The 26,275-nt window shown below is 58.7% G+C and carries 23 protein-coding genes; 15 read left to right on the top strand and 8 right to left on the bottom strand.

All coding sequences use genetic code 11. The features are described from left to right. Positions 1-212 precede the first annotated feature (212 nt). Together RYB66_RS16435 and RYB66_RS16440 are read right to left on the bottom strand one after the other, a co-directional pair. Positions 213-842: a response regulator transcription factor gene (locus RYB66_RS16435; RefSeq protein ID WP_004660136.1), complete on the bottom strand. Its 630-nt coding sequence runs from the start codon at positions 840-842 to the stop codon at positions 213-215. After that, a complete protein-coding gene (locus RYB66_RS16440; protein ID WP_316894866.1) occupies positions 839-2,887 on the bottom strand; it encodes a histidine kinase in 2,049 nt (682 codons plus the stop codon). The genes RYB66_RS16435 and RYB66_RS16440 overlap by 4 nt, the downstream gene beginning before the upstream one ends. A 78-nt stretch (positions 2,888-2,965) precedes the next feature. On the opposite strand from RYB66_RS16440, the gene RYB66_RS16445 reads away from it, so the two are divergent. Beyond that, complete coding sequence (locus RYB66_RS16445) at positions 2,966-3,952, top strand: alpha/beta hydrolase family protein (RefSeq protein ID WP_005743997.1); 987 nt, start codon at positions 2,966-2,968, stop codon at positions 3,950-3,952. Between the two features lie 33 nt (positions 3,953-3,985). Here the strand turns inward: RYB66_RS16445 and RYB66_RS16450 are convergent, their stop codons facing one another. The 3 genes from RYB66_RS16450 to RYB66_RS16460 form a co-directional block, all read right to left on the bottom strand. Beyond that, on the bottom strand, positions 3,986-4,753 hold the full coding sequence (locus RYB66_RS16450) for a TerB family tellurite resistance protein (RefSeq protein ID WP_004660130.1): 768 nt from the start codon (positions 4,751-4,753) through the stop codon (positions 3,986-3,988). Then, positions 4,754-5,425 carry an N-acetylmuramate alpha-1-phosphate uridylyltransferase MurU gene (murU, locus tag RYB66_RS16455; protein WP_057404125.1) on the bottom strand — a complete coding sequence of 224 codons (672 nt, stop codon included), beginning with the start codon at positions 5,423-5,425 and terminating at the stop codon, positions 4,754-4,756. Between the two features lie 64 nt (positions 5,426-5,489). After that, the gene (locus tag RYB66_RS16460; RefSeq protein WP_005743999.1) at positions 5,490-6,515 is read right to left on the bottom strand and encodes an aminoglycoside phosphotransferase family protein; all 1,026 of its coding nucleotides are present in this window, start codon (positions 6,513-6,515) and stop codon (positions 5,490-5,492) included. A gap of 129 nt (positions 6,516-6,644) precedes the next feature. Between RYB66_RS16460 and RYB66_RS16465 the strand changes: the two genes are divergently transcribed. The 11 genes from RYB66_RS16465 to RYB66_RS16515 all read left to right on the top strand — a co-directional run bounded on the left by RYB66_RS16465 (position 6,645) and on the right by RYB66_RS16515 (position 20,709). Then, positions 6,645-9,425: an LPS-assembly protein LptD gene (locus RYB66_RS16465; RefSeq protein WP_005744000.1), complete on the top strand. Its 2,781-nt coding sequence runs from the start codon at positions 6,645-6,647 to the stop codon at positions 9,423-9,425. Continuing rightward, positions 9,406-10,728 (top strand): peptidylprolyl isomerase, encoded by a 1,323-nt coding sequence (locus tag RYB66_RS16470; protein WP_002551891.1) that lies wholly within the window; start codon positions 9,406-9,408, stop codon positions 10,726-10,728. Before RYB66_RS16465 ends, RYB66_RS16470 begins: the two co-directional genes overlap by 20 nt. Then, the gene (gene pdxA / locus RYB66_RS16475) at positions 10,725-11,714 is read left to right on the top strand and encodes a 4-hydroxythreonine-4-phosphate dehydrogenase PdxA (protein WP_005744001.1); all 990 of its coding nucleotides are present in this window, start codon (positions 10,725-10,727) and stop codon (positions 11,712-11,714) included. The genes RYB66_RS16470 and pdxA overlap by 4 nt, the downstream gene beginning before the upstream one ends. Continuing rightward, on the top strand, positions 11,711-12,517 hold the full coding sequence (rsmA, locus tag RYB66_RS16480; RefSeq protein WP_004660123.1) for a 16S rRNA (adenine(1518)-N(6)/adenine(1519)-N(6))-dimethyltransferase RsmA: 807 nt from the start codon (positions 11,711-11,713) through the stop codon (positions 12,515-12,517). The genes pdxA and rsmA overlap by 4 nt, the downstream gene beginning before the upstream one ends. Before the next feature lie 113 nt (positions 12,518-12,630). Further along, the gene (apaG, locus tag RYB66_RS16485; protein ID WP_005744003.1) at positions 12,631-13,011 is read left to right on the top strand and encodes a Co2+/Mg2+ efflux protein ApaG; all 381 of its coding nucleotides are present in this window, start codon (positions 12,631-12,633) and stop codon (positions 13,009-13,011) included. After that, positions 13,011-13,907: a symmetrical bis(5'-nucleosyl)-tetraphosphatase gene (locus tag RYB66_RS16490; protein WP_005744004.1), complete on the top strand. Its 897-nt coding sequence runs from the start codon at positions 13,011-13,013 to the stop codon at positions 13,905-13,907. The genes apaG and RYB66_RS16490 overlap by 1 nt, the downstream gene beginning before the upstream one ends. Further along, positions 13,904-14,224, top strand: coding sequence for a thiosulfate sulfurtransferase GlpE (gene glpE / locus RYB66_RS16495; RefSeq protein ID WP_004660117.1), 321 nt, complete (start codon positions 13,904-13,906; stop codon positions 14,222-14,224). The genes RYB66_RS16490 and glpE overlap by 4 nt, the downstream gene beginning before the upstream one ends. Before the next feature lie 284 nt (positions 14,225-14,508). After that, positions 14,509-16,431: a PrkA family serine protein kinase gene (locus RYB66_RS16500; protein WP_002551885.1), complete on the top strand. Its 1,923-nt coding sequence runs from the start codon at positions 14,509-14,511 to the stop codon at positions 16,429-16,431. Positions 16,432-16,552: 121 nt separating this feature from the next. After that, positions 16,553-17,824, top strand: coding sequence for a YeaH/YhbH family protein (locus tag RYB66_RS16505; RefSeq protein WP_316894872.1), 1,272 nt, complete (start codon positions 16,553-16,555; stop codon positions 17,822-17,824). Continuing rightward, positions 17,821-19,383 (top strand): SpoVR family protein, encoded by a 1,563-nt coding sequence (locus RYB66_RS16510; protein ID WP_002551883.1) that lies wholly within the window; start codon positions 17,821-17,823, stop codon positions 19,381-19,383. The genes RYB66_RS16505 and RYB66_RS16510 overlap by 4 nt, the downstream gene beginning before the upstream one ends. Positions 19,384-19,479: 96 nt before the next feature. After that, the gene (locus RYB66_RS16515; protein ID WP_005744006.1) at positions 19,480-20,709 is read left to right on the top strand and encodes a multifunctional CCA addition/repair protein; all 1,230 of its coding nucleotides are present in this window, start codon (positions 19,480-19,482) and stop codon (positions 20,707-20,709) included. Positions 20,710-20,809: 100 nt separating this feature from the next. Here RYB66_RS16515 and folK read toward each other — a convergent pair whose 3' ends face one another. Next, entirely contained in the window at positions 20,810-21,334 is a 525-nt protein-coding gene (folK, locus tag RYB66_RS16520) for a 2-amino-4-hydroxy-6-hydroxymethyldihydropteridine diphosphokinase (protein WP_005744007.1), read from the bottom strand. Further along, the gene (gene folB, locus RYB66_RS16525; protein WP_002551880.1) at positions 21,325-21,678 is read right to left on the bottom strand and encodes a dihydroneopterin aldolase; all 354 of its coding nucleotides are present in this window, start codon (positions 21,676-21,678) and stop codon (positions 21,325-21,327) included. Before folB ends, folK begins: the two co-directional genes overlap by 10 nt. A gap of 74 nt (positions 21,679-21,752) precedes the next feature. On the opposite strand from folB, the gene plsY reads away from it, so the two are divergent. Next, positions 21,753-22,322 (top strand): glycerol-3-phosphate 1-O-acyltransferase PlsY, encoded by a 570-nt coding sequence (plsY, locus tag RYB66_RS16530; protein ID WP_316894875.1) that lies wholly within the window; start codon positions 21,753-21,755, stop codon positions 22,320-22,322. A gap of 35 nt (positions 22,323-22,357) precedes the next feature. Here plsY and tsaD read toward each other — a convergent pair whose 3' ends face one another. Further along, on the bottom strand, positions 22,358-23,383 hold the full coding sequence (gene tsaD, locus RYB66_RS16535) for a tRNA (adenosine(37)-N6)-threonylcarbamoyltransferase complex transferase subunit TsaD (protein ID WP_002551878.1): 1,026 nt from the start codon (positions 23,381-23,383) through the stop codon (positions 22,358-22,360). A gap of 198 nt (positions 23,384-23,581) precedes the next feature. Here tsaD and rpsU point away from each other — a divergent pair, with 198 nt between their 5' ends. Further along, entirely contained in the window at positions 23,582-23,797 is a 216-nt protein-coding gene (gene rpsU / locus RYB66_RS16540; protein ID WP_002551877.1) for a 30S ribosomal protein S21, read from the top strand. Positions 23,798-24,305: 508 nt separating this feature from the next. Further along, a complete protein-coding gene (dnaG, locus tag RYB66_RS16545; protein WP_005744009.1) occupies positions 24,306-26,261 on the top strand; it encodes a DNA primase in 1,956 nt (651 codons plus the stop codon). The last annotated feature ends 14 nt before the right edge of the window (positions 26,262-26,275 follow it).

Consider the following 26,275-nt stretch of genomic DNA (forward strand, 5'->3'; position numbering starts at 1 on the left):
GGGGGTAGGGATTGCCCTACAGCGATGGCGCGATTGAGTATGTGAGTGAGCCTGATCGTTGCGCACGCCCCAGCGTGGGAATGCAGTGCGTGACGCTCTGCGTCACAAAAGAGGACGCAGAGCGCCCAGAACGGCATGCCGACGCGGAGCGTCGCACGATAGTTGTGAGTAAGGCACCGACCCGACACTCAACTGGAGTGTCGTTTTCAGACTCAGAGCAGTTTGTGCTCCATCGCGTATTTGACGAGATCGGCCAGTGAGTTGAGTTTCATTTTCTGCATCAGCCGCGCCTTGTGGGTACTGATGGTTTTGCTGCTCAGTGCCAGTTGCTGGGCGATGTCGTTAACGTTGGCGCCCTGCGCCAAGCGCTCGAACACCGAGAACTCGCGCTCCGACAACAATGAGTGCAAAGGCCGGCTATCGGTCAGGCCCACTTCAAAGACCATGCGGTCGGCGAGGTCCGGGTCGATATAGCGCCCGCCTGCCGCTACCCGACGAATTGCCGTCAGCAGCAGCGCCGGGTCGCTGTCCTTGGTGGCATAACCTGCGGCGCCGACTTTCAGCGCACGTGCCGCCATCTGTGCTTCATTGTGCATCGACAGCACCAGAATGGCGGGCGGACTGGCCAGTGCGCGAATTCGCGGAATCGCCTCAAGACCATTGACGCCGGGCATGGAGATATCCAGCAACACCACTTCGCAGGCCACATGACGCAAGGTTTCGAGCAGCTGCTCGCCATTGCTGGCCTCACCGACCACTTGCAGGTCTCTGGCCAGACCGATCAACTGCTTGATCCCTTCACGCACGATGGTGTGGTCTTCGGCTACCAAAACACGAATCACTGGCTTCGCTCCTGTGCGACGGGGTCCAACGGGATGTAGGCGCGCAAGGTTGTGCCCTCACCGGCATCGCTGTCCAGCTCCAGTCTGCCGCCGAGCATCAGCACCCGCTCGCGCATCCCGACCAGACCGAATGAAACCACCCTGCCCGACTCGACGACAAACCCCTGCCCGTCATCGGCGATGCTCATGCACATCATGCCATCCTGCAACGTCAGGCTGATTTCCACCGTGTGCGCCTGGGCGTGGCGCATGACGTTGGTCAGCGCTTCCTGGAGAATCCGGAACATGCCAGTGGCTCTGGCATCGCTAAGCACCGGGAGGTTGTCCGGCACCTGCACCAGGCAAGGGATTTGCGTGCGCGCCTCGAAACGGCGTGCCTGCCACTCGATGGCCGACGCAATGCCGGCGTCGAGAATCGGTGGCCGCAATGCCGTGGCAACATCACGCACCAGTTGAAACAGCTGAGCGATGAGACGCTTCATGCTGTCCAGTCGCTCACCAAGGCCGGGGTCCAGGTCAGCATAGGCCAGTTCGCACATTGATGTTTCCAGCTTCAGCACCGTCAGCATCTGCCCCAGCTCGTCATGCACCTCGCGAGCAATACGCGCCTTCTCTTCTTCACGCACGCTTTCCAGGTGCGCTGATAATTCACGTAACTGATCATGCGCACGGCGTCGTTCGCTGGCATCGCTGAGAAACACCACCAGGTATTCCGCCTCGTGAAAGCGCAGGAAGCTCAACGAGACATCGGCAGGCAGAAGACTGCCATCAGCGCGCAGACAATGGGCCTCGAACACCTGCGGGCTGTCTTCGCGGGAACGCGCGTTCTTCCACAGGTTGAGCCAGCGGTCCATGTGCAGACCGGGCTCGAAATCAATCAACGGGCGCTCGACCACCTGTCCCGGCGCGTAGCCGAGCATGGATTCCGCCGCCCGGTTGGCGTAACGCACACGACTGTCCCAATTGACCCAAAGGATGCCGACAGTGCTCTGGTCGATGGAGAATTGCGCCAGACGCAGCGCCTCCTCCCCCTCGACGCGACGGGCGAGTTCTTCTCGCGCGCAAAGCAACTCCTGCTCCTGCGCCTGCTGCTGGCGACGCTGCCAGACCACGATGGCGAAACAGGCCAGCAACATTACCAGCAGCAGAATGCACAGGTTTTTCCAGAGCTTGGTCGACTCGATGAAATGCGATGGGGTGAGTGGCATCCAGCGCGCGTGCAGTTGCTCCAGCTCTTTGGCAGGAATCGCGCGCAACGCTTCGCTGACAATGGCGGCCAGCTCCGGCATGTCACGGCGTGAAGCCACGCGCAACAATTGCGGCAGCCCGATATCCCCCACTATCGCAAGCCCGGCAAACTCCGGCTCGCGGAGCAAACGGCTGAGCTGCGCCTCGTCCACCACGGCATACCGTGCCTGCTGACTGAGCAGCAATTGCAGCGCCTGACGCTCCAGCGGCACGCCTTGCAGGTTCAGGTGCGGAAAGTTGCTGCGCAGGTAATCAGCGGCAGGGCCTGGCATGCGCACAGCAACCCGCGAAAGGCTGTCGAGTTTCTCGAGGTCCACGGCAGTGCTGCCGTCACGTTCGCCGATCAACAGTTGCGAAACACGCAGATACGGATCGGAAAACAACCACAGACGCAGGCCCGCCGGGGTCTGCATCAAACCAGGCGCAACATCGATTTCACCATTGGCCAGAGCCTTCTCAAGCGCCGCCTGATCAGGAAAGTTCCGCCACAGCAACTCGACCGGCAGCGTTGCTGCCAGCGCGTTCATCAGGTCGACGTTAGCGCCGGACAACTGCTGCAAACGCTGATCGAACTGGGCGTAAGGCGCGCGCAGTACCAGGCCAATACGCAATGGGCCATGCTGATCGAGCCAGCTACGCTGTGCTGAACTCAACTGCGCAGGTTCAGGCGTTTGTGGCTCGTCAGCCTGCGTATTCGCCATCTGAACCATCAAGAGCAAAGCCAGGCAGCCGATAAAGCCGGTGCGCAGAAGACCAATCATCAATGTGTCGCTCTCGTGTGTTCGTATGACGGCCATATGCCGCGCAGGCTCAGGCCTGACAAAAGCCGATCAACCCATTAGGCTGCCGGGATAGTTTCTGGCTTGGAATATCCGATGTCCTACACCTTTCGCGCAACGTTTCCTGCATTGTTTCTGTCATTGGTCCTGCCTTGCGCATTGCCTGTGCTCGCAGCCGATCCGGCCCCGGCCAAGGACGCGGCTGCCGAAGCGCCAGCAGAACGGGCACCGCTGCTCAGCCGCTCGCAGGAAGACGCGATAGCGCTGGAGCGTCAATTGCCTCGCGAGGATCAGCAGCAACTTCAGGCGGGTGACGAAAGCTTTCTCGCGCTCTGGAAGCCTGCAAACAGTGACGAGCCCCAGGGCGCGGTGATCATTGTGCCTGGCGACGCCGAGTCACCGGACTGGCCGGATGCCGTCGGCCCGCTGCGCAGAAAATTTCCGGATGTCGGCTGGTCAAGCCTGAGCATCACCCTGCCGGATGCGATAGACAACAGCCTGGTGCCACGCGAGCCCGACGCCGCCTCGACCGACGCGAACGCTGCCAAACCCAAAGAATCCCCCAAGGACGCCAGTGCGAAAGCGCAAGACCCGGCAGCTGAAGCCGAGGCTCTGGCTGCCGCAGCAACCGCAAAGGCAGCTGCCGACGAGGAACTCAACAAGGCTCAGGCCGAGCGCATCTTCGCGCGGATCGAAAGCGCGATCAGCTTTGCGCAGCAGAACAAGGCTCGCAGCATCGTATTGATCGGCCATAGCAGCGGTGCCTATTGGGCAGCCAGATTCCTCAATGAACGCACATCGCCTGCCGTGCAGAAGCTGGTGATGCTTGCTGCGCGCGAGCCGGTCAATGCTGCGCCTTCGCTGCTGGACATGGTGCCTCAGCTGAAAATAAAGACCGCCGACTTCATCTACAAAAACTCGCCGGACCAGGCCGCCAAAGCACGTCTGCAGGCCAGCAAACGCGCCAAAGGCCCCGGTTTTACGCAGATTGGTCTGATCAATATCGTGGGCAATGAAGATACCGAGCAAGAACAACTGTTCCGCAGGGTTCGTGGCTGGATAGACGCCAAGGAAGAAAAATAAGCTTCACGCCAAGCACCCGACGCACGAGCAGGCTCAGTTGAACCCGCGTCGGGCCTTTACCACCCGATAGGCGTTATGCAGCTGGCTGGTCTTGTCGGTAGCCACCCGCACTTGCTGAGGGTTGGCACCCGAACCGGCAACCTTGTCAGGGTGATGCCGACTGAGCAGCCGACGGTAGGCGCGCTTGATGCTTAAAGGATCGGTGTCCGGTTTTATTCCCAGAAGCGTCATCGCGCTTTTGTAGTCATCACCGCTACTGACCGGCGAACGCTTCATCGGGTCGTGATCGGCAGCCAGCGCTTCGACTTGTGGTCCTGTCCAGCCCAGCCACATGCCCCATACTCCGATCAGCTCGCGCTCGACCCGGGAAGCCTTGCCATCCGCCCAGGCCATGCGCCAGCAGGCACGCAACAACTCCTCGGCGGTGTCCGGCTGCCCGTGCAGACCGCGCAAATAACTGCGCAGGCCGTCGGCACCGTCACGACCGCGTTTGAAGGCGTTGATGGCGCGCAACTGATCCGCCTCGTTCAGGTTCAGACGGCGCATTTCGGTACGGGCCTGATTAATATGACTGGCCAGGACACGTCCGTCACTCTTGGCCAGACGGCCCAGCAACACAAACAGCAGCCCATCGGCGGGTATCGCCGCCCGCCCGCCCAGACGCTCGCGCAGATGCGCCCAGCTCTGCAGCTTCAGGCGACGATCCAGCGCCTGCCCCAATAGAGCACCCAGCATTGCGCCCGGGATGCTGGCAATTGCATAGCCGACACCCGCGCCGATCAATGTGCCAGGCCAAAGCATTCAGCGGGTCTCCGCAAGCAACTGCTCGACTTCAGCCAGACGCTCGTGCGTGCCGACATCGACCCACCGCCCTCTGTGGTGCTCTCCCGTTACCAGGCCTTGATGCATGGCCTCACGCAACAACGGCGCAAGCTTGAACGCACCGGGCTCACAGTTGGCAAACAACTGTGGATGCAGGATAGCGATACCGCTGTAGGTGAGCCGCTGACCTGCCGAATCGTCATCGCGTACCTGACCGTCGACCAACGAGAAATCGCCAGTGGGGTGATGTGCCGGGTTATCGACCAGCACCAGATGCGCGAGATCGGCTAGCGGCACGCGCAAAGCGCTGAAGTCATAGTCCGTCCAGATATCCCCATTGATCACCACAAACGGCTCAACGCCAAGCAATGGCAAGGCCCGATGAATCCCGCCGCCTGTTTCCAGCGGCTGGCCTTCGGGGGAATAACGGATGCTCAGGTCGAAACGCTGACCGTCGCCCAGATAATCCTCGATCTGCTGCCCCAGCCAGGCATGGTTGATGACCAGCTGGTGAAACCCGGCTGCGCGCAGGGCGTTCAGGTGGTACTCGATCAACGGCATCCCCCCGGCACGCACCAACGGTTTGGGCGTGTGCAGGGTCAACGGGCGCATTCGCTCGCCTTTACCGGCGGCGAGAATCATGGCTTTCATGCAGTCCTCTTCAACACAATCAGGTTTCTTTCAAAATAGCCATTTTCAGGCCGTCGCTGGCGTATCAGACAGCGGTCTCTACCGGTTGCTGCAGACTGGTGAGCAACTGCCCGAGTTGAGCCAGCTCGGGGCGACGCGACAAAACTGCCTCTATATAAGCGAAAAAGCGCGGGACGTCTTGCAGATAGCGCGGTTTTCCATCGCGGTGACAGATGCGGGCAAAAATACCGATCACCTTCAAATGGCGCTGAACACCCATCAGATCACTGGCGCGCTCAAAGGCTGCAAAATCTTCCTGCACCGGGATACCAACTGCACGCGCCTGATCCCAGTAGATTCTGAGCCAGTCGCTGACGCGTTCTTGTGGCCAGCTCAGGAACGCGTCCTTGAACAGGCAGGTCACGTCATAGGTGACCGGGCCGTAGACAGCGTCCTGAAAATCCAGCACGCCTGGATTGGGCTCGCTGATCATCAGGTTTCGCGGCATGTAGTCGCGATGCACCAGCACTTTGGGCTGCGCCAGAGCGCTGTTGATCAACAACTCGCTGGCCTGCCGCCAATCGCTCAGTTGCGCCTCGTCCATCTCAATACCCAGGTGGCGCTTCACGTACCACTCGGGGAAAAGCTCCAGTTCACGGCGCAACAACGCGACGTCATAGCTGGGCAGCGGCGCGTCCATCGGCAATTGCTGATAGGCCAGCAGCGCCTGGACTGCATCGGCGAACAAGGCATCGGCATTGTCAGCGTCAATCACATCCAGATAGGTCTGACGGCCAAGATCATTGAGCAGCAAAAAGCCTTGCGTCAGGTCTTCGGCATAAATTTCTGGAACATTAATGCCCGACTTTTTCAGTAAATGAGCGATATCCACAAACGGTTTGCAGTTTTCCTGCGGTGGCGGCGCGTCCATCACAATAAAAGTTCGGCCAGCGCCCTCCCAGCGAAAATAACGACGAAAACTTGCGTCACTACTGGCCGCAGTCAATGTAGCCGGGGGTACAGCGCCCCAATTTTGCGCCGCAAACAGCGCTGGCAACTGCTCATCGAGCCAAACTTTCAGGGATTGCAGGCGTATATCTTGATCTGACATTACAAGGGTCTCCGACGGCGCTAGCCGTCAAGCGGGTCATGCTTTATTATCCGGAATCTTTTTCAGCCCATCGAGAGGCGTGCGGCCCCCCCGCGGGCAGATGGCGCGCAGGAAGCCCGGACTAATAAGATGGCATTGAAATCCCCCGCGTTTCGTAAAAAATTTCCGTTGCTCGTAACCGGCAGTCTGCTGGCGATGCAACCTCTGGCCACTCAGTTCGTGGTCGCCGCGGAACAGTATGACTGCTCAGTCTCTGCTTCGGGTGCCTGGAACTGTGCGCCGAAATCCAATGCTGCTGCAGTGGACCTGCCTCCGCGCCCCGTGCATGACACGACGTCGGTCAGTTCCAACGGCACAGTCACCTCGCAAGGCACCTCTTCGGGTGAGCAGGTTGCGGGTACGCAACTGGTTACCGAAGCCAAGGGCAAAGGTCTGAGGTCGCGTAGTGCTGACTACAGCCACCTTGATTGGGTTCCTCGCGAAAAGCTGACCGCAGCACAACTGGCCGAGACCGGTCCGTATTGCTCGGGTGCCTACGTCGAGCCGATCCGCCCAGGCATGGACGACAAGACGCCGATGAAAGACGCGCCTATGTTCGTGGGTGCCAAGGCTTCGCGTTACGAACAGGAAGCGCAGGTCGCGACGCTGGCAGGTGATGTCGTGTTGCGCCAGGGCAGCATGCAGGTACAGGCCCAGGAGGCCGCGCTGCATCAGGCCGAGAACCGTGGCGAGCTGAACGGCGATGTCCGTCTGCGCGACAACGGCGCGCTGATCGTCGGTGACAAGGCCGAGTTGCAACTCGATACCGGCGAAGCCCGTGTCGACAATGCCGAGTACGTCCTGCACAAGTCGAACATTCGCGGTAACGCCCTGTATGCCAAGCGTGCAGAGAACGCGATCATCCGGCTCAAGGACGGCACCTACACCACCTGCGAGCCGAACAGTAACGCATGGACGCTCAAGGGCAACAACATCACGCTGAACCCGGCCACCGGCTTTGGTACAGCGACCAACGTTACCCTGCGGGTCAAGGACATTCCGGTTCTGTACACGCCGTATATCTACTTCCCGATCGACGACCGTCGCCAGTCCGGCTTCCTGCCGCCGACCATTGCGGCAGGCGGCGATAACGGTTTCACGCTCGTTACTCCGTACTACTTCAACCTGGCACCGAACTACGACGCCACGTTGTACCCGCGTTACATGGCTGACCGCGGCCTGCTGATGGAAGGCGAGTTCCGCTACCTGACCAAAGGCAGCGAAGGCCAGTTTGGCGGCGCGTACCTGAACGACGAGAATGACGACCGCAAGCTGCAGTCGGACTACGACAAGACTCGCTGGATGATCAACTGGCAGCACAAGGGCGGACTTGATACGCGCTGGCTGACCCAGGTTGATTACACCGACATCAGCGACCCGTATTACTTCCAGGATCTGGAAACCGATCAGATCGGCGTTAAACGGACTGACTTCCTCAACCAGCAGGGCTCTTTGACCTACCGTGGCGACAGCTACGCGGCAACGCTCAACGCTCAGGCTTACAAGCTGGCTACGGTTGCCAACATTACGCCTTACAACCGCCTCCCGCAGTTGACGCTTAATGGTACGTTGCCTTACAACCCGGGCGGGCTGAAGTTTGATTATCAGACTGAAGCCGTTCGCTTCGAACGTGACCTGCGCAGCGGCGCGTTCATTGATGAAGATGGCAACTCCGAGACACGCCTGGACAACAACATCTCCGGCCTTGCCCGGGCAAACGGGGACCGCCTGAATCTGGCGCCGTCCGTCAGCCTGCCAATGAACTGGACCTATGGTTTCCTGACACCGAAGCTTAAGTACGTCTACACCCAGTACGCGTTGGACCTGGACAGTCAGGGCAAAAGCTCGCTTCTGGCTGGCGAGGAATACAGCAGTAGTCAAAGCCGCAGCGTGCCGATCTTCAGCGTCGACAGCGGCCTGTACTTCGACCGTAACACCAACTGGTTCGGCAAGGATTACCGTCAAACCCTGGAGCCGCGCCTGTTCTATCTCTATGTACCCGAGAAAGACCAGACCGACATCCCGGTATTCGACACCAGCGAAAGCACATTCAATTATGCCTCGCTATTCCGTGACAACCGCTTCACCGGTTCCGACCGCATCGGCGACGAGAACAAGCTGTCGCTGGGTATCACCAACCGCTGGATCGAAGACAACGGCTTTGAACGTCAACGCTTCAGCATCGGTCAGGCGCTGTATTTCGAAGACCGCAAGGTGCAACTGCCTGGCGTTGTGTTTGCTGACCGTGATGATGCGCGTGCCAACGTTTCGCCTTACGCACTGGAATACGAATACCGCTTCAACCGCGACTGGCGCTTCAACTCCGATTTCAACTGGGATCCGGACAGCAAGAGCACCCGTTCGGGCAGCGCAATGTTCCATTACCAGCCTGAAGACAACCCGAACAAGATCGTCAACCTCGGCTATCGCTATCGCAACGACCAGATTCGTTACGACGAAAGCACTGGCCGCTGGATCGTGGGCGGTGGCGACTACGGACGTCCGGGTGATGCCAACTACGTGAAGGACTACTACAAGATCCAGCAGCACGATTTCTCGGTCATCTGGCCAATCGTGCCGCAGTGGAGCCTGATCAGCCGCTGGCAGTATGACTACAACCGTGAGCGCACCATCGAAGCTTTCGGCGGGTTCGAGTACGACAACTGCTGCTGGAAAATGCGTCTGGTCAACCGCTATTGGGTCGACTACGACGAGTTCAGTCAGGCAGCGCCTCAGAACGAGAAAGGCGACCGCGGCATATTCCTACAAATCGTGTTGAAGGGGCTCGGCGGTGTAACTGGCGCCAAGGTAGACAGCTTCCTCGACAAAGGCATTCAAGGTTATCGTGAACGTGAAGACCAAGCTTTCTGATTGTCTGCGCCCGCTGATGCTGGGCGCGTTACTCCTGAGCGGTGCAGTGCATGCTGCGGTTCAACCTCTGGACAGTGTCGTGGCTATCGTCGACAACGATGTGATCATGAAAAGCCAGATGGACCAGCGTGTACGTGAAGTTCAGCAGACCATTGCCAAACGTGGCTCTGGTGTACCGCCTGCAGAAGCCCTGCAACCACAGGTTCTGGATCGTCTGATCCTGGAAAACCTGCAGCTGCAGATGGGCGAACGGTCCGGCATTCGTGTCTCCGACGACGAACTCAATCAGGCCATTGGCACCATTGCCCAGCGCAACAACATGAGCGTGGAGCAGTTCCGCGCCGCGCTGGCTCATGACGGTTTGTCCTATAACGATGCACGCGAGCAGGTGCGCCGGGAAATGATCATCAGCCGTGTGCGTCAGCGCCGGGTGGCCGAACGTATCCAGGTATCCCAGCAGGAAGTGAAAAACTTCCTCGCCTCCGATCAGGGCAAGGCTCAGTTGTCTGAAGAGTTCCACCTGGCCAACATCCTGATCGCCACGCCTGACAGCGCCTCTTCGGATGCCATCCAGGCTGCAGCGGTCAAAGCCAAGGGCATTTATGACCAGTTGAAGAAAGGTGCTGACTTCACTCGACTCGCAGCCACCACCTCCTCCAGCGAAAACGCACTGGAAGGCGGCGACATGGGCTGGCGCAAGGCTGCGCAACTGCCACCGCCATTCGGTGACATGCTCAGCGCAATGCCTGTCGGCGACGTGACGCCTCCAGCGCGCACGCCGGGCGGTTTCATCATCCTCAAGTTACTGGAAAAACGTGGCGGCCAGGGGCAGGCACAAATGCGTGATGAAGTGCATGTGCGTCATATCCTGATCAAACCAAGCGAGATCCGTAACGAAGAAGAGACCAAGCGTCTTGCCGAGAAAATCTACGACCGCATCCAGAATGGCGAAGACTTCGCCGAACTGGCGAAAAGCTTTTCGGAAGATCCGGGCTCGGCACTCAATGGCGGCGATCTGAACTGGGTTGATCCGAACTCTCTGGTTCCGGAGTTCCGTCAGGTCATGAACGAGACGCCACAAGGCGAATTGTCCAAACCGTTCAAGACCGCTTATGGCTGGCACGTTCTGGAAGTTCTCGGTCGTCGTTCCACGGATGCTACCGATCAGGCGCGTGAACAGCAGGCGTTGAACGTACTGCGTAACCGCAAGTACGACGAAGAGCTGCAAACCTGGCTGCGTCAGATCCGTGACGAAGCCTACGTTGAGATCAAACTCCCTGGCGCGACCCAGGCTGCGCAGTGAAACCCAAGCGTTTCGCCCTGACACCCGGCGAGCCGGCCGGCATAGGCCCTGACCTTTGCCTGCTGCTCGCCACGCAGCCTCAGCCATACCCCCTGATCGCCATCACCAGCCGTGACCTGCTCCTTGAGCGGGCCGCGCAACTGGGTGTGGCGGTCAGTCTGCTTGACGTCACCCCTGATACGCTTCCCGACCTGCCTGCGCCTGCCGGCAGTTTGTACGTCTGGGATACGCCCTTGGCAGCTGCGGTAGAAACCGGCGTACTGAACAAGGCCAATGCTGCATTCGTCCTGGAAACCCTGATTCGCGCGGGCCAGGGCTGCCTGGATGGGCTGTTCAGCGGCATGATCACCGCCCCGGTGCACAAAGGCGTGATCAACGACGGCGGTATCGCGTTTTCCGGACACACCGAATTTCTTGCCGAACTGACCCACACTGAACAGGTGGTGATGATGCTGGCGACCGGCGACCTGCGCGTGGCGCTGGTGACCACGCACCTGCCGTTGCGCGAGGTGGCTGATGCCATCACGCCAGACCGACTGGAGCGCGTGACACGCATCCTGCATGCCGATCTGGTGAACAAGTTCGGCATTGCCCGCCCGCGTATTCTGGTCTGCGGCCTCAACCCTCATGCAGGCGAAAGCGGGCATCTGGGCCGTGAAGAAATCGACATCATCGAACCGACTCTGGAGCGCCTGCGCAGCGAGGGCCTGGACTTACGCGGCCCACTGCCTGCCGACACTCTGTTTACCCCCAAATATCTGGAGCACTGCGACGCAGTGCTGGCGATGTACCACGATCAAGGCTTGCCCGTGCTGAAATACAAAGGTTTCGGCGCAGCAGTCAATGTGACGCTCGGCCTGCCAATCATCCGCACCTCTGTCGATCATGGCACGGCGCTGGACCTGGCTGGCACCGCAAACATCGACACCGGCAGCCTGCACGTTGCACTGCAAACCGCCTACCAGATGGCCGAGACCCATTCATGACCGAGCAATACCAACACCGGGCGCGCAAGCGTTTCGGTCAGAACTTCCTGCACGACGCAGGCGTTATCGACAAAATCCTGCGCGCCATTCGTGCCAAACCTGAAGACCGGCTGCTGGAAATCGGACCGGGCCAGGGCGCGCTGACCGAAGGGCTGCTCAACAGCGGCGCACAGCTGGACGTGGTCGAGCTGGACAAGGACCTGATCCCGATCCTCACCGGCCAGTTCGGCAACAAGCCAAATTTCAACCTGCATCAGGGTGATGCACTGAAGTTCGACTTCAACAGCCTGGGCGCCGAACCGCGCAGCCTGCGTGTCGTGGGCAACCTGCCGTACAACATCTCGACGCCGTTGATTTTTCATCTGTTGCAGAACGCCAGCCTGATCCGCGACATGCACTTCATGCTGCAGAAGGAGGTGGTCGAGCGCATGGCTGCCGGTCCCGGCGGCGGTGACTGGGGTCGCCTGTCGATCATGGTCCAGTACCATTGCCGCGTGGAGCATCTGTTCAACGTAGGGCCGGGGGCGTTCAACCCGCCGCCGAAAGTGGACTCGGCCATTGTGCGTCTCGTCCCTTACGAAACATTGCCGCACCCTGCCAAGGATCACCGCGTGCTGGAGCGGGTCGTGCGCGAAGCGTTCAACCAGCGTCGCAAGACCCTGCGCAATACACTCAAATTATTGCTGAGCAGTGACGAAATTACCGCTTCCGGGGTAGACGGCAGTCTGCGTCCCGAGCAACTCGACCTGGCTGCATTCGTCCGCCTGGCAGACACTCTCAGCGAAAAAGTTGTGACAGAGTGAACCCTGAGGACAAGTAAACGGCACTGCCAGTCGTCATTTCCCGCTTACTTGTCCTAGACTTGTCTACCTGCCGCACACGCCCTTTTTTCGTTATAGATTTCAAGGCCTATTGCATGCCCGATTCTCGTTACCAGGTCGACGTCAGCGTCGTCACACGCTTTCTCTCGGAACAGTCGCAACCCGAGCAGAATCGCTTCGCTTTCGCCTATACCATCACCGTGCACAACAACGGTGAATTACCTGCCAAGCTGCTGTCGCGTCACTGGGTCATCACCGACGGCGACGGCCATGTCGAAGAGGTGCGCGGCGAGGGCGTGGTCGGTCAGCAACCGTTGATCGAGGTCGGTAAAAGCCATACCTACAGCAGCGGTACGGTAATGACCACCCGCGTGGGCAATATGCAGGGTTCTTATCAGATGCTGGCTGAAGACGGTAAACGCTTTGATGCGGTCATAAAGCCCTTTCGTCTGGCCGTCCCGGGTTCGCTGCACTGATGGCGGTGTACGCCGTTGGTGACCTGCAAGGTTGCCTTGAACCTCTGCAATGCCTGCTCGAGCACGTCCACTTCAACCCCGAGCATGATCGACTCTGGCTGGTGGGCGATTTGGTCAATCGTGGCCCGCAATCGCTGGAAACACTTCGCTACCTGTACGACCTCCGTGAATCGCTGGTGTGCGTGCTGGGCAATCATGACCTGCACCTGCTTGCGGTCGCCCGTAAACACGAACTGCTCAAAAAAGGCGACACGCTGCGCGAAATCCTTGAAGCGCCGGACCGTGACGAATTGCTCGGCTGGGTGCGTCGGCAAAAGCTGATGCACTACGATGCAGAACGCAACGTTGCCATGGTGCATGCGGGAATCGCGCCGCAGTGGTCGTTGAAAAAGGCCTTGAAGCACGCAGCCGAAGTCGAGCAGGCACTTCAGGAAGACCAGCTATATGGCGCTTTTCTCGACGGCATGTACGGCAACGAGCCGGCCAAGTGGGACAACGACCTGCAAGGCGTCACGCGTTTGCGGGTCATTACCAACTACTTCACCCGTATGCGCTTCTGCACCAGCGATGGCAAGCTCGACCTGAAGAGCAAGGAAGGCGTTGAAACCGCCATACCTGGCTATGCGCCCTGGTTCAGCCACCCGAAACGCAAGACCCGTGAGCTGAAAATCATTTTTGGCCACTGGGCGGCGCTTGAGGGTCGCTGCGACGAGCCGGGCGTCTTTGCCCTCGACAGCGGATGTGTCTGGGGCGGTTCGATGACGCTGCTCAACGTTGATACCCTTGAACGTCACCAGTGCAATTGCGATGCTGTCGGCCATGCCGCCAACGGGCTTGTTACAAGCGCACAGGCCGGCACCGCCACTAACCCCCAGGCTCAGGAGCCCAGGCAATGACCGAATTCAAACGTATTCCACCTGAACAGGCACAGGCGCTGCGCGAGCAAGGCGCAGTGCTGGTCGATGTTCGTGATGCGCAGACCTTTCAAAGCAATCACATTCCTGACTCCGTGCATCTGGACAATCACTCGATTGCCGACTTCATCGCCAAGGCCGATCTGGATAAACCGCTAGTCGTTGTCTGCTACCACGGCAACTCCAGCCAGAGCGCCGCAGCCTATCTGGTCGGCCAGGGTTTCTCCGATGTGTACAGCGTCGACGGTGGTTTCGAGCTGTGGCGCGCCACTTACCCTGACGAAACCGTGCAAGGCTGATAAAAAATATTTTTATGACAGCTGATCCCGCGTTCTACGCGGGCTCGCGAGCCATCTGACGAACGGTCAGCCCGTCTTCTCGCGCATCCCTTCTTTATCTTTCCGAATCCGAACTATCCTTAGCCTAGGCCATCCGTATTCAGGGGAGAGCCGGTACACCGGCGCGTGGGTCATCGGTAGTTACTTTTAAGGTGTTCTGGGGGGAAACAGCAGCCGCATTGCGGCCGCTGCCAGCATCGACTGACGATCCGCCGCCGGCTCCACGTATCGAGCGAGGTGACGTCATGAGTATATTCAGCCACTTCCAACAACGCTTCGAAAGCACACGGCAAGAAGAGCTCTCGCTACAGGAGTATCTGGAGCTCTGCAAACAGGACCGCAGCGCCTATGCCTCTGCCGCAGAACGTCTTCTGCTGGCCATTGGCGAGCCCGAACTGGTGGATACCTCTACCAACTCCAGGCTCTCGCGAATATTCTCCAATAAGGTGATACGCCGCTATCCAGCCTTTGCCGACTTCCACGGGATGGAAGAATGCATCGACCAGATTGTTTCGTATTTCCGCCATGCCGCCCAAGGCCTGGAAGAGAAGAAGCAAATCCTTTACCTGCTCGGCCCGGTTGGCGGCGGTAAGTCGTCCCTGGCTGAAAAGCTCAAGCAACTGATCGAAAGAGTCCCGTTCTACGCCATCAAGGGCTCGCCAGTCTTCGAGTCGCCTCTGGGCCTGTTCAACGCCACTGAGGACGGCGCGATTCTGGAAGAAGACTTCGGAATTCCGCGACGCTACCTGAGCACTATCATGTCGCCTTGGGCGACCAAGCGCCTGGCCGAGTTCGGTGGCGACATCAGCCAGTTCAAGGTTGTGAAGCTCTACCCTTCGATTCTCAACCAGATCGCCGTAGCGAAAACCGAGCCCGGCGACGAAAATAACCAGGATATTTCCGCGCTGGTCGGCAAGGTCGATATTCGCAAACTGGAAGAATTCCCACAGAACGACGCCGACGCGTACAGCTACTCGGGCGCACTGTGCCGGGCCAACCAGGGCCTGATGGAATTCGTCGAGATGTTCAAGGCACCGATCAAGGTCCTTCACCCGTTGCTGACCGCGACCCAGGAAGGTAACTACAACAGCACCGAGGGGCTGGGAGCCATCCCGTTCACCGGTATTCTGCTGGCGCACTCCAACGAATCGGAATGGCACAGCTTCCGCAACAACAAGAACAACGAAGCCTTCATCGACCGTATCTACATCGTGAAAGTGCCGTACTGCCTGCGTGTCAGCGACGAGATCAAGATTTACGACAAGCTGCTGTTCAACAGCTCGCTGTCCAAAGCGCATTGCGCGCCTGACACCTTGAAGATGCTCGCGCAGTTCACCACGTTGTCGCGCCTCAAAGAGCCTGACAACTCCAACATCTACTCCAAGATGCGCGTGTATGACGGCGAAAACCTGAAAGATACCGACCCCAAAGCCAAGTCGATCCAGGAATACCGCGACAGTGCGGGCGTCGACGAAGGCATGAACGGCCTCTCTACCCGCTTCGCGTTCAAGATTCTGTCCAAGGTCTTCAACTTCGATCCACACGAAATTGCTGCCAACCCGGTGCACCTGCTGTACGTACTGGAACAGCAGATCGAACAGGAGCAATTTCCGGCCGAAACGCGTGAACGCTACCTGCGTTTCATCAAGGAATACCTGGCACCCCGCTACATCGAGTTCATCGGCAAGGAAATCCAGACGGCGTACCTGGAATCCTACAGCGAGTACGGTCAGAACATTTTCGACCGCTACGTGCTGTATGCAGACTTCTGGATTCAGGATCAGGAATACCGCGATCCGGAAACCGGCGAGATTCTCAATCGCGTGGCCTTGAACGAGGAGCTGGAAAAGATCGAGAAACCGGCCGGCATCAGCAACCCGAAAGACTTCCGCAACGAAATCGTCAACTTCGTGCTGCGTGCCCGCGCCAACAACAACGGCAAGAATCCGACCTGGCTCAGCTACGAGAAGCTGCGCGTGGTGATCGAGAAGAAAATGTTCTCCAACACCGAGGACCTCCTGCCCGTCATCAGCTTCAATGCCAAGGCCAGCAAGGAGGATCAGCAGAAGCACAACGACTTCGTTACACGAATGGTCGAGAGGGGCTACACGGACAAGCAGGTACGTCTGCTGTCCGAATGGTATCTGCGCGTGCGGAAATCGCAATAAAGCAGCTGCAAGCTTCAAGCTATCAGCTGCAAGCGAAAAGCGATCAAGGCCCGGCTTCGGGATCGATGGCGCGCTCGCTTGCAGCTTGAAGCTTACAACTTGAAGCTCCTCGGAGGAGCCTATGAGCTATGTGATCGACCGACGTCTCAACGGCAAGAACAAGAGCACGGTAAACCGGCAGCGGTTTCTGCGGCGTTACCGTGACCACATTAAAAAGGCAGTGGAGGAAGCGGTCAGCCGGCGCTCCATTACTGACATGGAACACGGCGAGCAGATCAGTATTCCCGGACGCGACATTGACGAACCGGTGTTGCATCACGGTCGTGGCGGCAAACAGACCGTTGTTCATCCAGGCAACAAGGAGTTCACCACAGGCGAGCACATCGCCCGCCCTCAAGGCGGCGGTGGCGGCAAAGGGCCAGGCAAGGCAGGCAACTCCGGCGAAGGCATGGATGAGTTCTCGTTTCAGATTACTCAGGAAGAGTTTCTCGAGTTTATGTTCGAAGACCTGGAGCTGCCGAACCTGGTCAAGCGCAACCTGACCGGTACCGACACCTTCAAGACCGTGCGCGCGGGTATCAGCAACGAAGGCAACCCTTCACGTATCAACATCATCCGCACCCTGCGCTCGGCGCATGCGCGACGCATTGCGCTGTCCGGCAGCAGTCGGGCAAAACTCAAAGAGACAACTGTCGAGCTTGAGCGTATGAAGCGCGAAGAGCCCGACAACTTCGGCGATATTCAGGAACTGGAAGTAGAAATCGATCGACTGAAAGCACGTATTCGTCGCGTACCGTACCTCGACACGTTCGACCTCAAGTACAACCTGTTGGTCAAACAACCCAACCCCAGCTCCAAAGCGGTCATGTTTTGCCTGATGGACGTCTCCGGATCCATGACCCAGGCGACCAAAGACATCGCCAAGCGCTTCTTCATCCTGCTGTACCTGTTTCTCAAGCGTAATTACGACAAGATCGACGTTGTGTTCATTCGCCACCACACCAGCGCCCGCGAAGTGGACGAGGAAGAGTTTTTCTATTCTCGGGAAACCGGCGGCACCATCGTTTCCAGCGCATTGAAACTGATGCAGGAGATCATGGCCGAACGCTACCCAAGCAGCGACTGGAATATTTACGCGGCACAGGCCTCGGACGGAGACAACTGGAACGACGATTCGCCCATTTGCCGGGAAATCCTGACCAAACAGATCATGCCCTTCGTGCAGTACTACACGTACGTGGAGATCACGCCGCGTGAGCACCAGGCCTTGTGGTACGAATACGAGCGTATCGGTGAAGACTACGCCGACACGTTCGCCCAGCAGCAGCTGGTCTCTGCCGGTGATATCTATCCGGTATTCCGCGAACTCTTCCAGCGAAGGTTAGTGTCATGACCGCCAGAGAGCAGAAGCGCCAACCCCTTTCCACGGGGTCAGAGTGGACATTTGAACTGATCCGGGCCTACGACCGTGAGATCGGCAGAATTGCCGAACGGTATGCTCTGGACACCTATCCCAACCAGATTGAGGTGATCACTGCCGAACAGATGATGGATGCCTACGCCTCGGTGGGCATGCCCCTGGGCTACCATCACTGGTCCTACGGCAAGCACTTTCTCAGCACTGAAAAATCCTATTCGCGTGGCCAGATGGGGCTAGCGTACGAGATTGTGATCAACTCGGACCCGTGCATTGCCTACCTGATGGAAGAAAACACCATCTGCATGCAGGCGCTGGTCGTGGCCCATGCGTGCTATGGCCACAACAGCTTCTTCAAGGGCAATTACCTTTTCCGCACCTGGACCGACGCCAGCTCGATCATTGATTATCTGGTGTTCGCCAAGCAGTACATCATGCAATGCGAGGAGCGGCATGGCATCGACGCCGTGGAAGATTTGCTCGACTCGTGCCACGCGTTGATGAACTACGGCGTGGACCGCTACAAGCGTCCGTATCCGATTTCCGCTGAAGAGGAACGGCGGCGTCAGAAGGATAGGGAAGAACATCTTCAGCGCCAGATCAACGATCTTTGGCGCACTATTCCGAAGAACGCCGAAAAAAACAGCAAAGAGGACAACGCACGCTTTCCTGCCGAGCCGCAGGAAAACATTCTCTATTTCATCGAGAAACACGCGCCGCTGCTGGAGCCCTGGCAGCGCGAAGTGGTGCGCATTGTGCGCAAGATCGCGCAGTACTTTTATCCACAGCGCCAGACACAGGTGATGAACGAAGGCTGGGCAACGTTCTGGCATTACACGCTGATGAACGACCTGTACGACGAAGGACTGGTCACCGACGGCTTCATGATGGAGTTTCTGCAGTCGCACACCAGCGTGATTTTCCAGCCCGGTTTTGACAGCCCCTACTACAGCGGCATCAATCCCTACGCGCTGGGCTTTGCCATGTATCAGGACATACGCCGGATGTGCGAAAACCCTACCGATGAGGACCGGCAGTGGTTTCCGGAAATTGCCGGCACCGACTGGCTGACGGCGATCAAGTTTGCGATGACCAGCTTCAAGGACGAGAGCTTCATTCTCCAATACTTGTCGCCCAAGGTGATTCGCGACCTCAAGCTGTTCAGCATCATGGACGACGACCAGCAGGAAGACCTGCTGGTGCCTGCCATTCATGATGAAAACGGTTATCGGACCATTCGCGAGATCCTCGCTGCGCAATACAACCTGGGCAATCGGGAGCCCAACGTGCAGATCTACAGCATCGACCGCCGAGGCGATCGCTCGCTGACCCTGCGCCACCAACAGCACAATCGAAAACCTCTGGGTGATTCGACAGACGAGGTGCTCAAGCACCTGCACCGGCTATGGGGCTTTGATATCCATCTGGAAACCCTGCAGGGCGATCAGGTGGTCAAGACCCATCACGTACCTCCAAAAGGCGAGCATGCCGACAGTGAGTATCCCCGGCTTGATATGGCGGTCGTCCATCTTTAGGCGTTAGGGAAGAGCTGTTTAAACGGCTGCTCATGCAGCTTTAGCCTCCGCAAGCACGGCACAAGGTTTATCCTGTCGCGCTTACGGAGGCTTTTTATGCAGATTTATAAAGTGGGCGGTGCTGTACGGGACCGCCTCCTGGGTCAACCTGTCACTGATATCGATTGGGTCGTGGTCGGCGCGAGCACTGAGGACATGCTGGTCAAGGGCTATCGCCCGGTCGGCACAGACTTCCCGGTGTTTCTGCACCCGCTGACCAATGAGGAATACGCGCTGGCGCGCACCGAGCGCAAAAGCGGCGTGGGCTATGGAGGCTTTGTTTTTCATGCAAGCCCCGAGGTAACGCTTGAGCAGGACCTGATTCGGCGCGACCTGACGATCAATGCCATGGCCGAAGACAAGGACGGTAACCTGACCGACCCGTATAACGGTCAGAAAGACCTTGAAGCGCGAATATTGCGCCACGTTTCCCCCGCATTCGCCGAAGATCCGCTTAGGGTCTTGCGCGTGGCCCGGTTCGCAGCGCGCTACGCACGTTACGGTTTCACCATCGCACCCGAGACCTTGGGGCTGATGCGCCAGCTCAGTGAATCCGGCGAACTCAAGGCGCTGACTGCCGAACGAAGCTGGAAAGAAATCTCTCGCGCACTCATGGAAGATCAGCCTCAGGTGTTCATCCAGGTACTGCACGACTGCGGCGCACTCAAGGAACTGATGCCTGAGGTTGAAGCGCTGTTTGGCGTGCCGCAGCCCGCTGCGCATCATCCGGAAATTGACACCGGCGTACATGTTCTCAGCGTGCTAGAGCAATCTGCGATTCACAAACACCCGCTGACCGTACGCTGGGCCTGCCTGCTGCACGATCTGGGCAAAGGGCTGACGCCAGAAGCCGAATGGCCCAGGCACATTGCCCATGAACATACCGGCCTGCGCCTGATTAAAGCGGTCAACGAGCGTTTTCGGGTGCCCAGGGAATGTCAGGAACTGGCACTGCTGGTCGGCCAGTACCACACCCACGGCCATCGGGCGCTGGAACTGAAACCCTCGACTTTGCTGGAGCTGTTGCAAAGTTTCGACGTCTACCGCCGCCCGCAGCGTTTTGAAGAGTTCATTGCGGCGTGCGAGATGGACGCGCGAGGACGTCACGGCTTCGAACAACGCAGTTATCCACAGGCTGATTACCTGCGCGGTGCAGCGCAGGCCGCTCGAGCGGTGTCAGTACAGCCGCTGCTGGAGAAAGGCTTCAAGGGCAAGGAACTGGGCGACGCGCTAAAGAACGAACGCCTCAAGGCGCTGAAAATCTATAAGGCGGAGCACGTCGCCTGACTCTAACTGACTACTATCGCTCCCACGCTCCAGCGTGGGAGCGCAGCCCTGGACGCTCTGCGTCCGATCCTCAGCACCCGAGAACCACGAACCCACTCAGCTAGCTACGCAGCAGACTCTCAGGCGTAAGACCCATGCCGCGCCACTCAAACGCTACCGGCCAGAGCTGCTGATCGATCTGCGCGTCAGCCCAAAGCTTGCTGAAGGCAATCCCCACACCCGGATGCAGACGTTCAGGGGCAATCAATGCCAATGGGCACAGCACGAAGGCATTCTTCAGAATTTCCGCTCTGGGCAAAATCAGCCCGTCGAAATTACCGACCTGCTCGCCATACAACAGCACATCGATATCCAGCGGCAGCCCTTTGCGATCCGGGGCATAGCGGCCATTGTCGGCCTCAATGAATTTCAGACGGCGATCAAGCTCCATCAACGGCAGATCGGTCAACGCCGACACCACCAGATTGAAGAATGGCCCGCTCTTGATGCCCACCGCATGGCTTTCAAAAACCGGCGAGCAACTGAGGTCAGTCAAAAAGCCATCCAGCGCATCCAGCCCGGCATGCAGGTGACGTTCGCGCTCGATATTGCTCCCCAGGCCGAGGAAAATCCGCGTCAGCGACATCCGCGCTCGATCTCCACGCCCACACCGGCAGCGGCCGCTACGGCACCCGGCTTGGTCAGTTTCAGACGCAGCCAGGGAATATTGAATTCGCTCATCAGCACTTCAGCCAGCCGCTCAGCGAAGGTCTCTACCAACTGAAACTGAGCCTGCTCGGCGAAAGCCTGAATACGTGTCGAAACACTGGCGTAGTCGAGGGCCTTGCTCAGGTCGTCGCCTGCCGCTGCAGGGCGATTGTCCCAGGCGAAGCTGAGGTCCAGACGCAGGCACTGGCGAATGCCGCGCTCCCAGTCATAGGCGCCGATGACCGTATCAACCTCAAGGCCCTCGATGAAAACTCTGTCCAAGCACTACTCTCCACTGCACGACAAGGGCGCGATGCGCCGTTAGAATCAGGGCATCCTCGCCCGGAATGGTTAGCATGTTTTGGTTACTGGCCACCTTCGCCTACCTGCTTGGCTCGCTGTCCTTCGCCATTCTGCTCAGCCGCCTGAGCGGCAGGCCAGACCCGCGCGCCAGTGGCTCGGGCAATGCCGGTGCTACCAACATGCTGCGTCTGGCCGGAAAAAAACTGGCCATCCTGACCCTGCTTGGCGACCTCTGCAAAGGCCTGCTGCCAATCCTGATCGCCAGCGCCTCGAACCTGAACATCGCGCAACAGGGCTGGATCGGCGTCTGCGCAGTGCTGGGCCACATGTTCCCAGTGTACTTTCGCTTCCGTGGGGGCAAAGGTGTCGCAACAGCCGCCGGCGTGCTGCTGGGGCTGTACCCGCCCGCAGCCGCCCTGGCGATAGCGGCCTGGTTGCTGACGCTCTACCTGACGCGTACCAGCTCGCTCGCCGCCCTGATTGCCACACCGCTGACCCTGCCATTACTGGCATGGCAAGAACCTCATGCGCTGTTGCCGATGAGCGTATTGACGCTGCTCATCGTCTGGCGCCATCGCGGCAATCTACGCGACCTGCTCGCCGGGCGCGAACGACATTTCTGAAGGGCAACCTGGAATCATCGCACCCTCGCCTGTCATCACAGCCCCGGCAACTGCTCCATGGGCCAACGCGCCTGCACGCTGATGCTCAAATCTTCCTTCTGCCCTGCCTGCAAACGCTGACAGCCCGCAAAGGCGATCATTGCGCCGTTATCGGTACAGAACTCGGGCCTTGCGTAGTAAACATTTCCGCGCAGGTCGCCGAGCATGCTTTCCAGCGAAGCCCGCAGCGCCTTATTCGCGCTGACGCCACCCGCAATGACCAGGCTCTTGAGGCCAGTCTGTTTGAGCGCACGCTTGCACTTGATGGTCAAAGTCTCCACTACCGCCTGCTGGAACGCCAGAGCGATGTCGCAGCGGGTTTGCTCGCTGTCGTCTCCAGCGCCCTGACATTGCTGCCAGGTATTGAGCGCAGAAGTTTTCAACCCGCTGAAACTGAATTCCAGCCCGGGACGATCAGTCATTGGCCGGGGAAAGACAAAACGCCCCGCCACACCCTGCATCGCCGCTTTGGAAATCTCCGGGCCGCCTGGGTACTGCATGCCCATCATTTTGGCGGTCTTGTCGAACGCCTCGCCTGCTGCATCGTCCAGCGTCTCGCCCAGCAGTTCGTACTGACCGATGCCATCGACGCGTACCAGTTGCGTGTGCCCACCGGACACCAGCAACGCGACGAACGGGAACTGCGGCGGGTTTTCTTCCAGCATCGGAGCCAGCAAATGGCCTTCCATGTGGTGAACGCCCAACGCCGGGATATCCCAGGCGAATGCCAGCGCCTGAGCGCACGAGGCACCGACCAGCAATGCACCTACCAGACCCGGTCCGGCCGTGTAGGCAATGGCGTCGATGTCAGTGGCCACGCAGTCCGCCTCGGCCAGTGTCTGGCGAATCAGCGGCAGCATGCGCTTGACGTGATCGCGCGAAGCCAGCTCCGGCACCACACCGCCATAGGCACGATGCAGGTCGATCTGGCTGAATAATGCGTCCGCGAGCAAACCGCGTTCGCTGTCGTACAACGCGACACCGGTTTCGTCGCAGGAGGTTTCTAATCCCAGTACTAGCATGGGGTTGCGCCTTGTAGGGGGCAGATTTGAAGGCGCGCATAATAGTCGTCGACCGAGGTGCCGACCAGCGGTTTTCGATCAGAGGCTTTGCATTCCTCTCAATGAGGGGTTAACATCCGCAACCCTTAAAAACCGACGTACTTTTGTGCAGTGTTTGCACTAAGCGTTGACCCCGGTAATGAATGAAGGTAGCTCTGGATGCCAGCCGTCAAAGTTAAAGAGAACGAACCCTTCGACGTAGCTCTGCGTCGTTTCAAGCGCTCCTGCGAAAAAGCCGGTGTTCTGGCTGAAGTTCGTAGCCGCGAATTTTACGAGAAGCCGACTTCGGAGCGTAAGCGCAAGGCAGCAGCTGCTGTCAAACGCCACGCCAAGAAAGTCCAGCGCGAACAGCGCCGCGCCGTTCGTCTGTATTAATTTACAGACCTTCGTCGCAAGCTTCTGCCTTGCCCGGCCAACCAGCCGGGCTGTCGGCAGTTCCAGCTTCGCTTTTTTGCGTTAACTGGATTGCGCGTTAGCTAGATTGATTGACCTCGTCCAGGCCGCCGATGCGACTCAGACATTCAATCAAGCACGTCCAGCCTGTTCACAGGCTACATCGGCCATGCCCACTCGGGCAGCAGACCGGTCGATGATAAGACGAGTATGCCTTGATGACTTCGCAAGAAGCTCAGCCAAGGCAGCGTCTTCCGTGCACCCAGGCTTATGTATCCGGGTTTTGTCACCCTCAGGTGGACACCCAGCGTGAAGCCTTATGACCTGCCCGCAGGCTCAAGTTTATTTCCCTTTCAGGCCCACACCGACCATCGGATGCAAAGACGTGCCCGTTGATTGCCCACGTCTTCAAAAAGACGGCTGACAGGCTGACGGAACGCTCGTAGAGTCTCCCGATACTTTTGCACCACGCTTGAATGATGAGAACGCCATGGCCGGGCTGATTCCCCAGAGCTTTATCGACGACCTTCTGAACCGCACCGACATTGTCGATGTAGTCAGTTCGCGCGTGCAGCTCAAGAAAGCCGGGAAGAACTACACCGCCTGCTGCCCGTTCCACAAAGAGAAAACACCCTCTTTCAGCGTCAGCCCGGACAAACAGTTCTATTACTGCTTCGGTTGCGGCGCTGGCGGCAACGCGCTCGGCTTCATCATGGATCACGACAATCTGGATTTCCCCCAGGCTGTCGAAGACCTCGCCAAAGCAGCAGGCATGGAAGTGCCTCGCGAACAGGGCGTAAAAGGCCAGAAGCCCCGCCAGCCAACCGATTCCCCGCTCTACCCGCTGCTGACCGCCGCCGCCGAGTTCTATCGCCAGGCGTTGAAAAGCCATCCATCGCGCAAGGCAGCGGTGGATTACCTCAAAGGCCGCGGGCTGTCCGGTGAAATCGCCAGAGACTTTGGCCTGGGCTTTGCTCCGCCAGGCTGGGACAACCTGTACAAGCACCTGAGCAGCGACTCACTGCAGCAAAAGGTCATGATCGATGCCGGTCTGCTGATCGAGAACGCCGAAACCGGCAAACGCTATGATCGCTTCCGTGACCGGGTGATGTTTCCGATACGCGACTCGCGCGGACGCGTCATCGCCTTTGGCGGTCGCGTACTGGGTGATGACAAGCCCAAGTACCTGAACTCGCCGGAAACACCGGTTTTCCACAAGGGCCAGGAGCTGTACGGGCTGTTCGAAGCCCGCAAATTCAATCGCAACCTCGATGAAATCATCGTCGTTGAAGGCTACATGGACGTCATCGCCCTGGCGCAGCAAGGTTTGCGCAATGCCGTGGCAACGCTGGGTACCGCGACCAGCGAGGAGCATTTGAAACGCCTGTTCCGGGTCGTGCCCAACGTGCTGTTCTGCTTCGACGGCGATCAGGCCGGGCGCAATGCCGCGTGGCGGGCACTGGAAGCCACCCTGTCGAACCTGCAGGACGGGCGTCGGGCGCGCTTTTTGTTTCTTCCCGAGGGCGAAGACCCGGACACGCTGGTGCGCTCCGAAGGCACCGACGCGTTCAAGGCGCGCATCAATCAGCACGCCCAGCCGCTGGCCGACTATTTTTTCGAGCAACTGACCAAAGAGTCTGACCCACGCTCGCTGGAAGGCAAGGCGCACATGGCCACCCTCGCGGCGCCACTCATCGATAAAGTGCCTGGGGCGAACCTGCGCATTCTGATGCGCCAACGCCTGACCGAAATTACCGGGCTTACCGGCGAGGCCGTCAGTCAGTTGGTACAGAGCGCGCCGGTGGATGCGCCACCGAGCTACGACCCCTATGTCGATTACGACGCCATGCCTGACTTTGCCGATTACCAGCCTCAAGGCGGTTATGAGCCACAGCAGGAATGGACGCCAAAGAAAACCGGCGGTCAGAATCAAAAAAAATGGGACAACAAATCCTGGGGCAAAAAAGGCAAGCGCCAGGACTTCGAACCTCGAACGCCGCGTGTACCGACCGCTGTCGAGCCGCCCATGCAGGCCGCACTGAGAACCTTGCTGCATCACCCTGAACTGGCCGAAAAGGTCGAAAATGCCAGCCATTTCGCTGCAGAAGACCAATCTAACGCGCAACTGCTGGTCGCCCTTATCGAAGCCAGGCAAAAGAATCCCAACCTGCGGTCGTTACAGTTGATAGCGAGGTGGCACGGGACTGAACAGGGCCGTTTGTTGCGCGCTCTGGCAGAAAAGGAATGGCTGATTGAGGCCGACAACCTTGAACAACAGTTTTTCGACACTATAACTAGCTTATCCGCTCGCCAACGCGAGCGCAGTCTGGAACATCTGATCAGCAAGGCTCGTCAAACCGAGTTGAGCGCAGAAGAGAAAATTCAGCTTAGGGAACTGCTAAATCGCAATGTTCCCGCACAAACCCCGACCTCAACTGGCGCGTGAGGTCATAGCTCGGG

The sequence above is a fragment of the Pseudomonas syringae group sp. 243L2 genome (assembly GCF_032587875.1).
Taxonomy (GTDB): Bacteria; Pseudomonadota; Gammaproteobacteria; order Pseudomonadales; family Pseudomonadaceae; genus Aquipseudomonas; species Aquipseudomonas amygdali.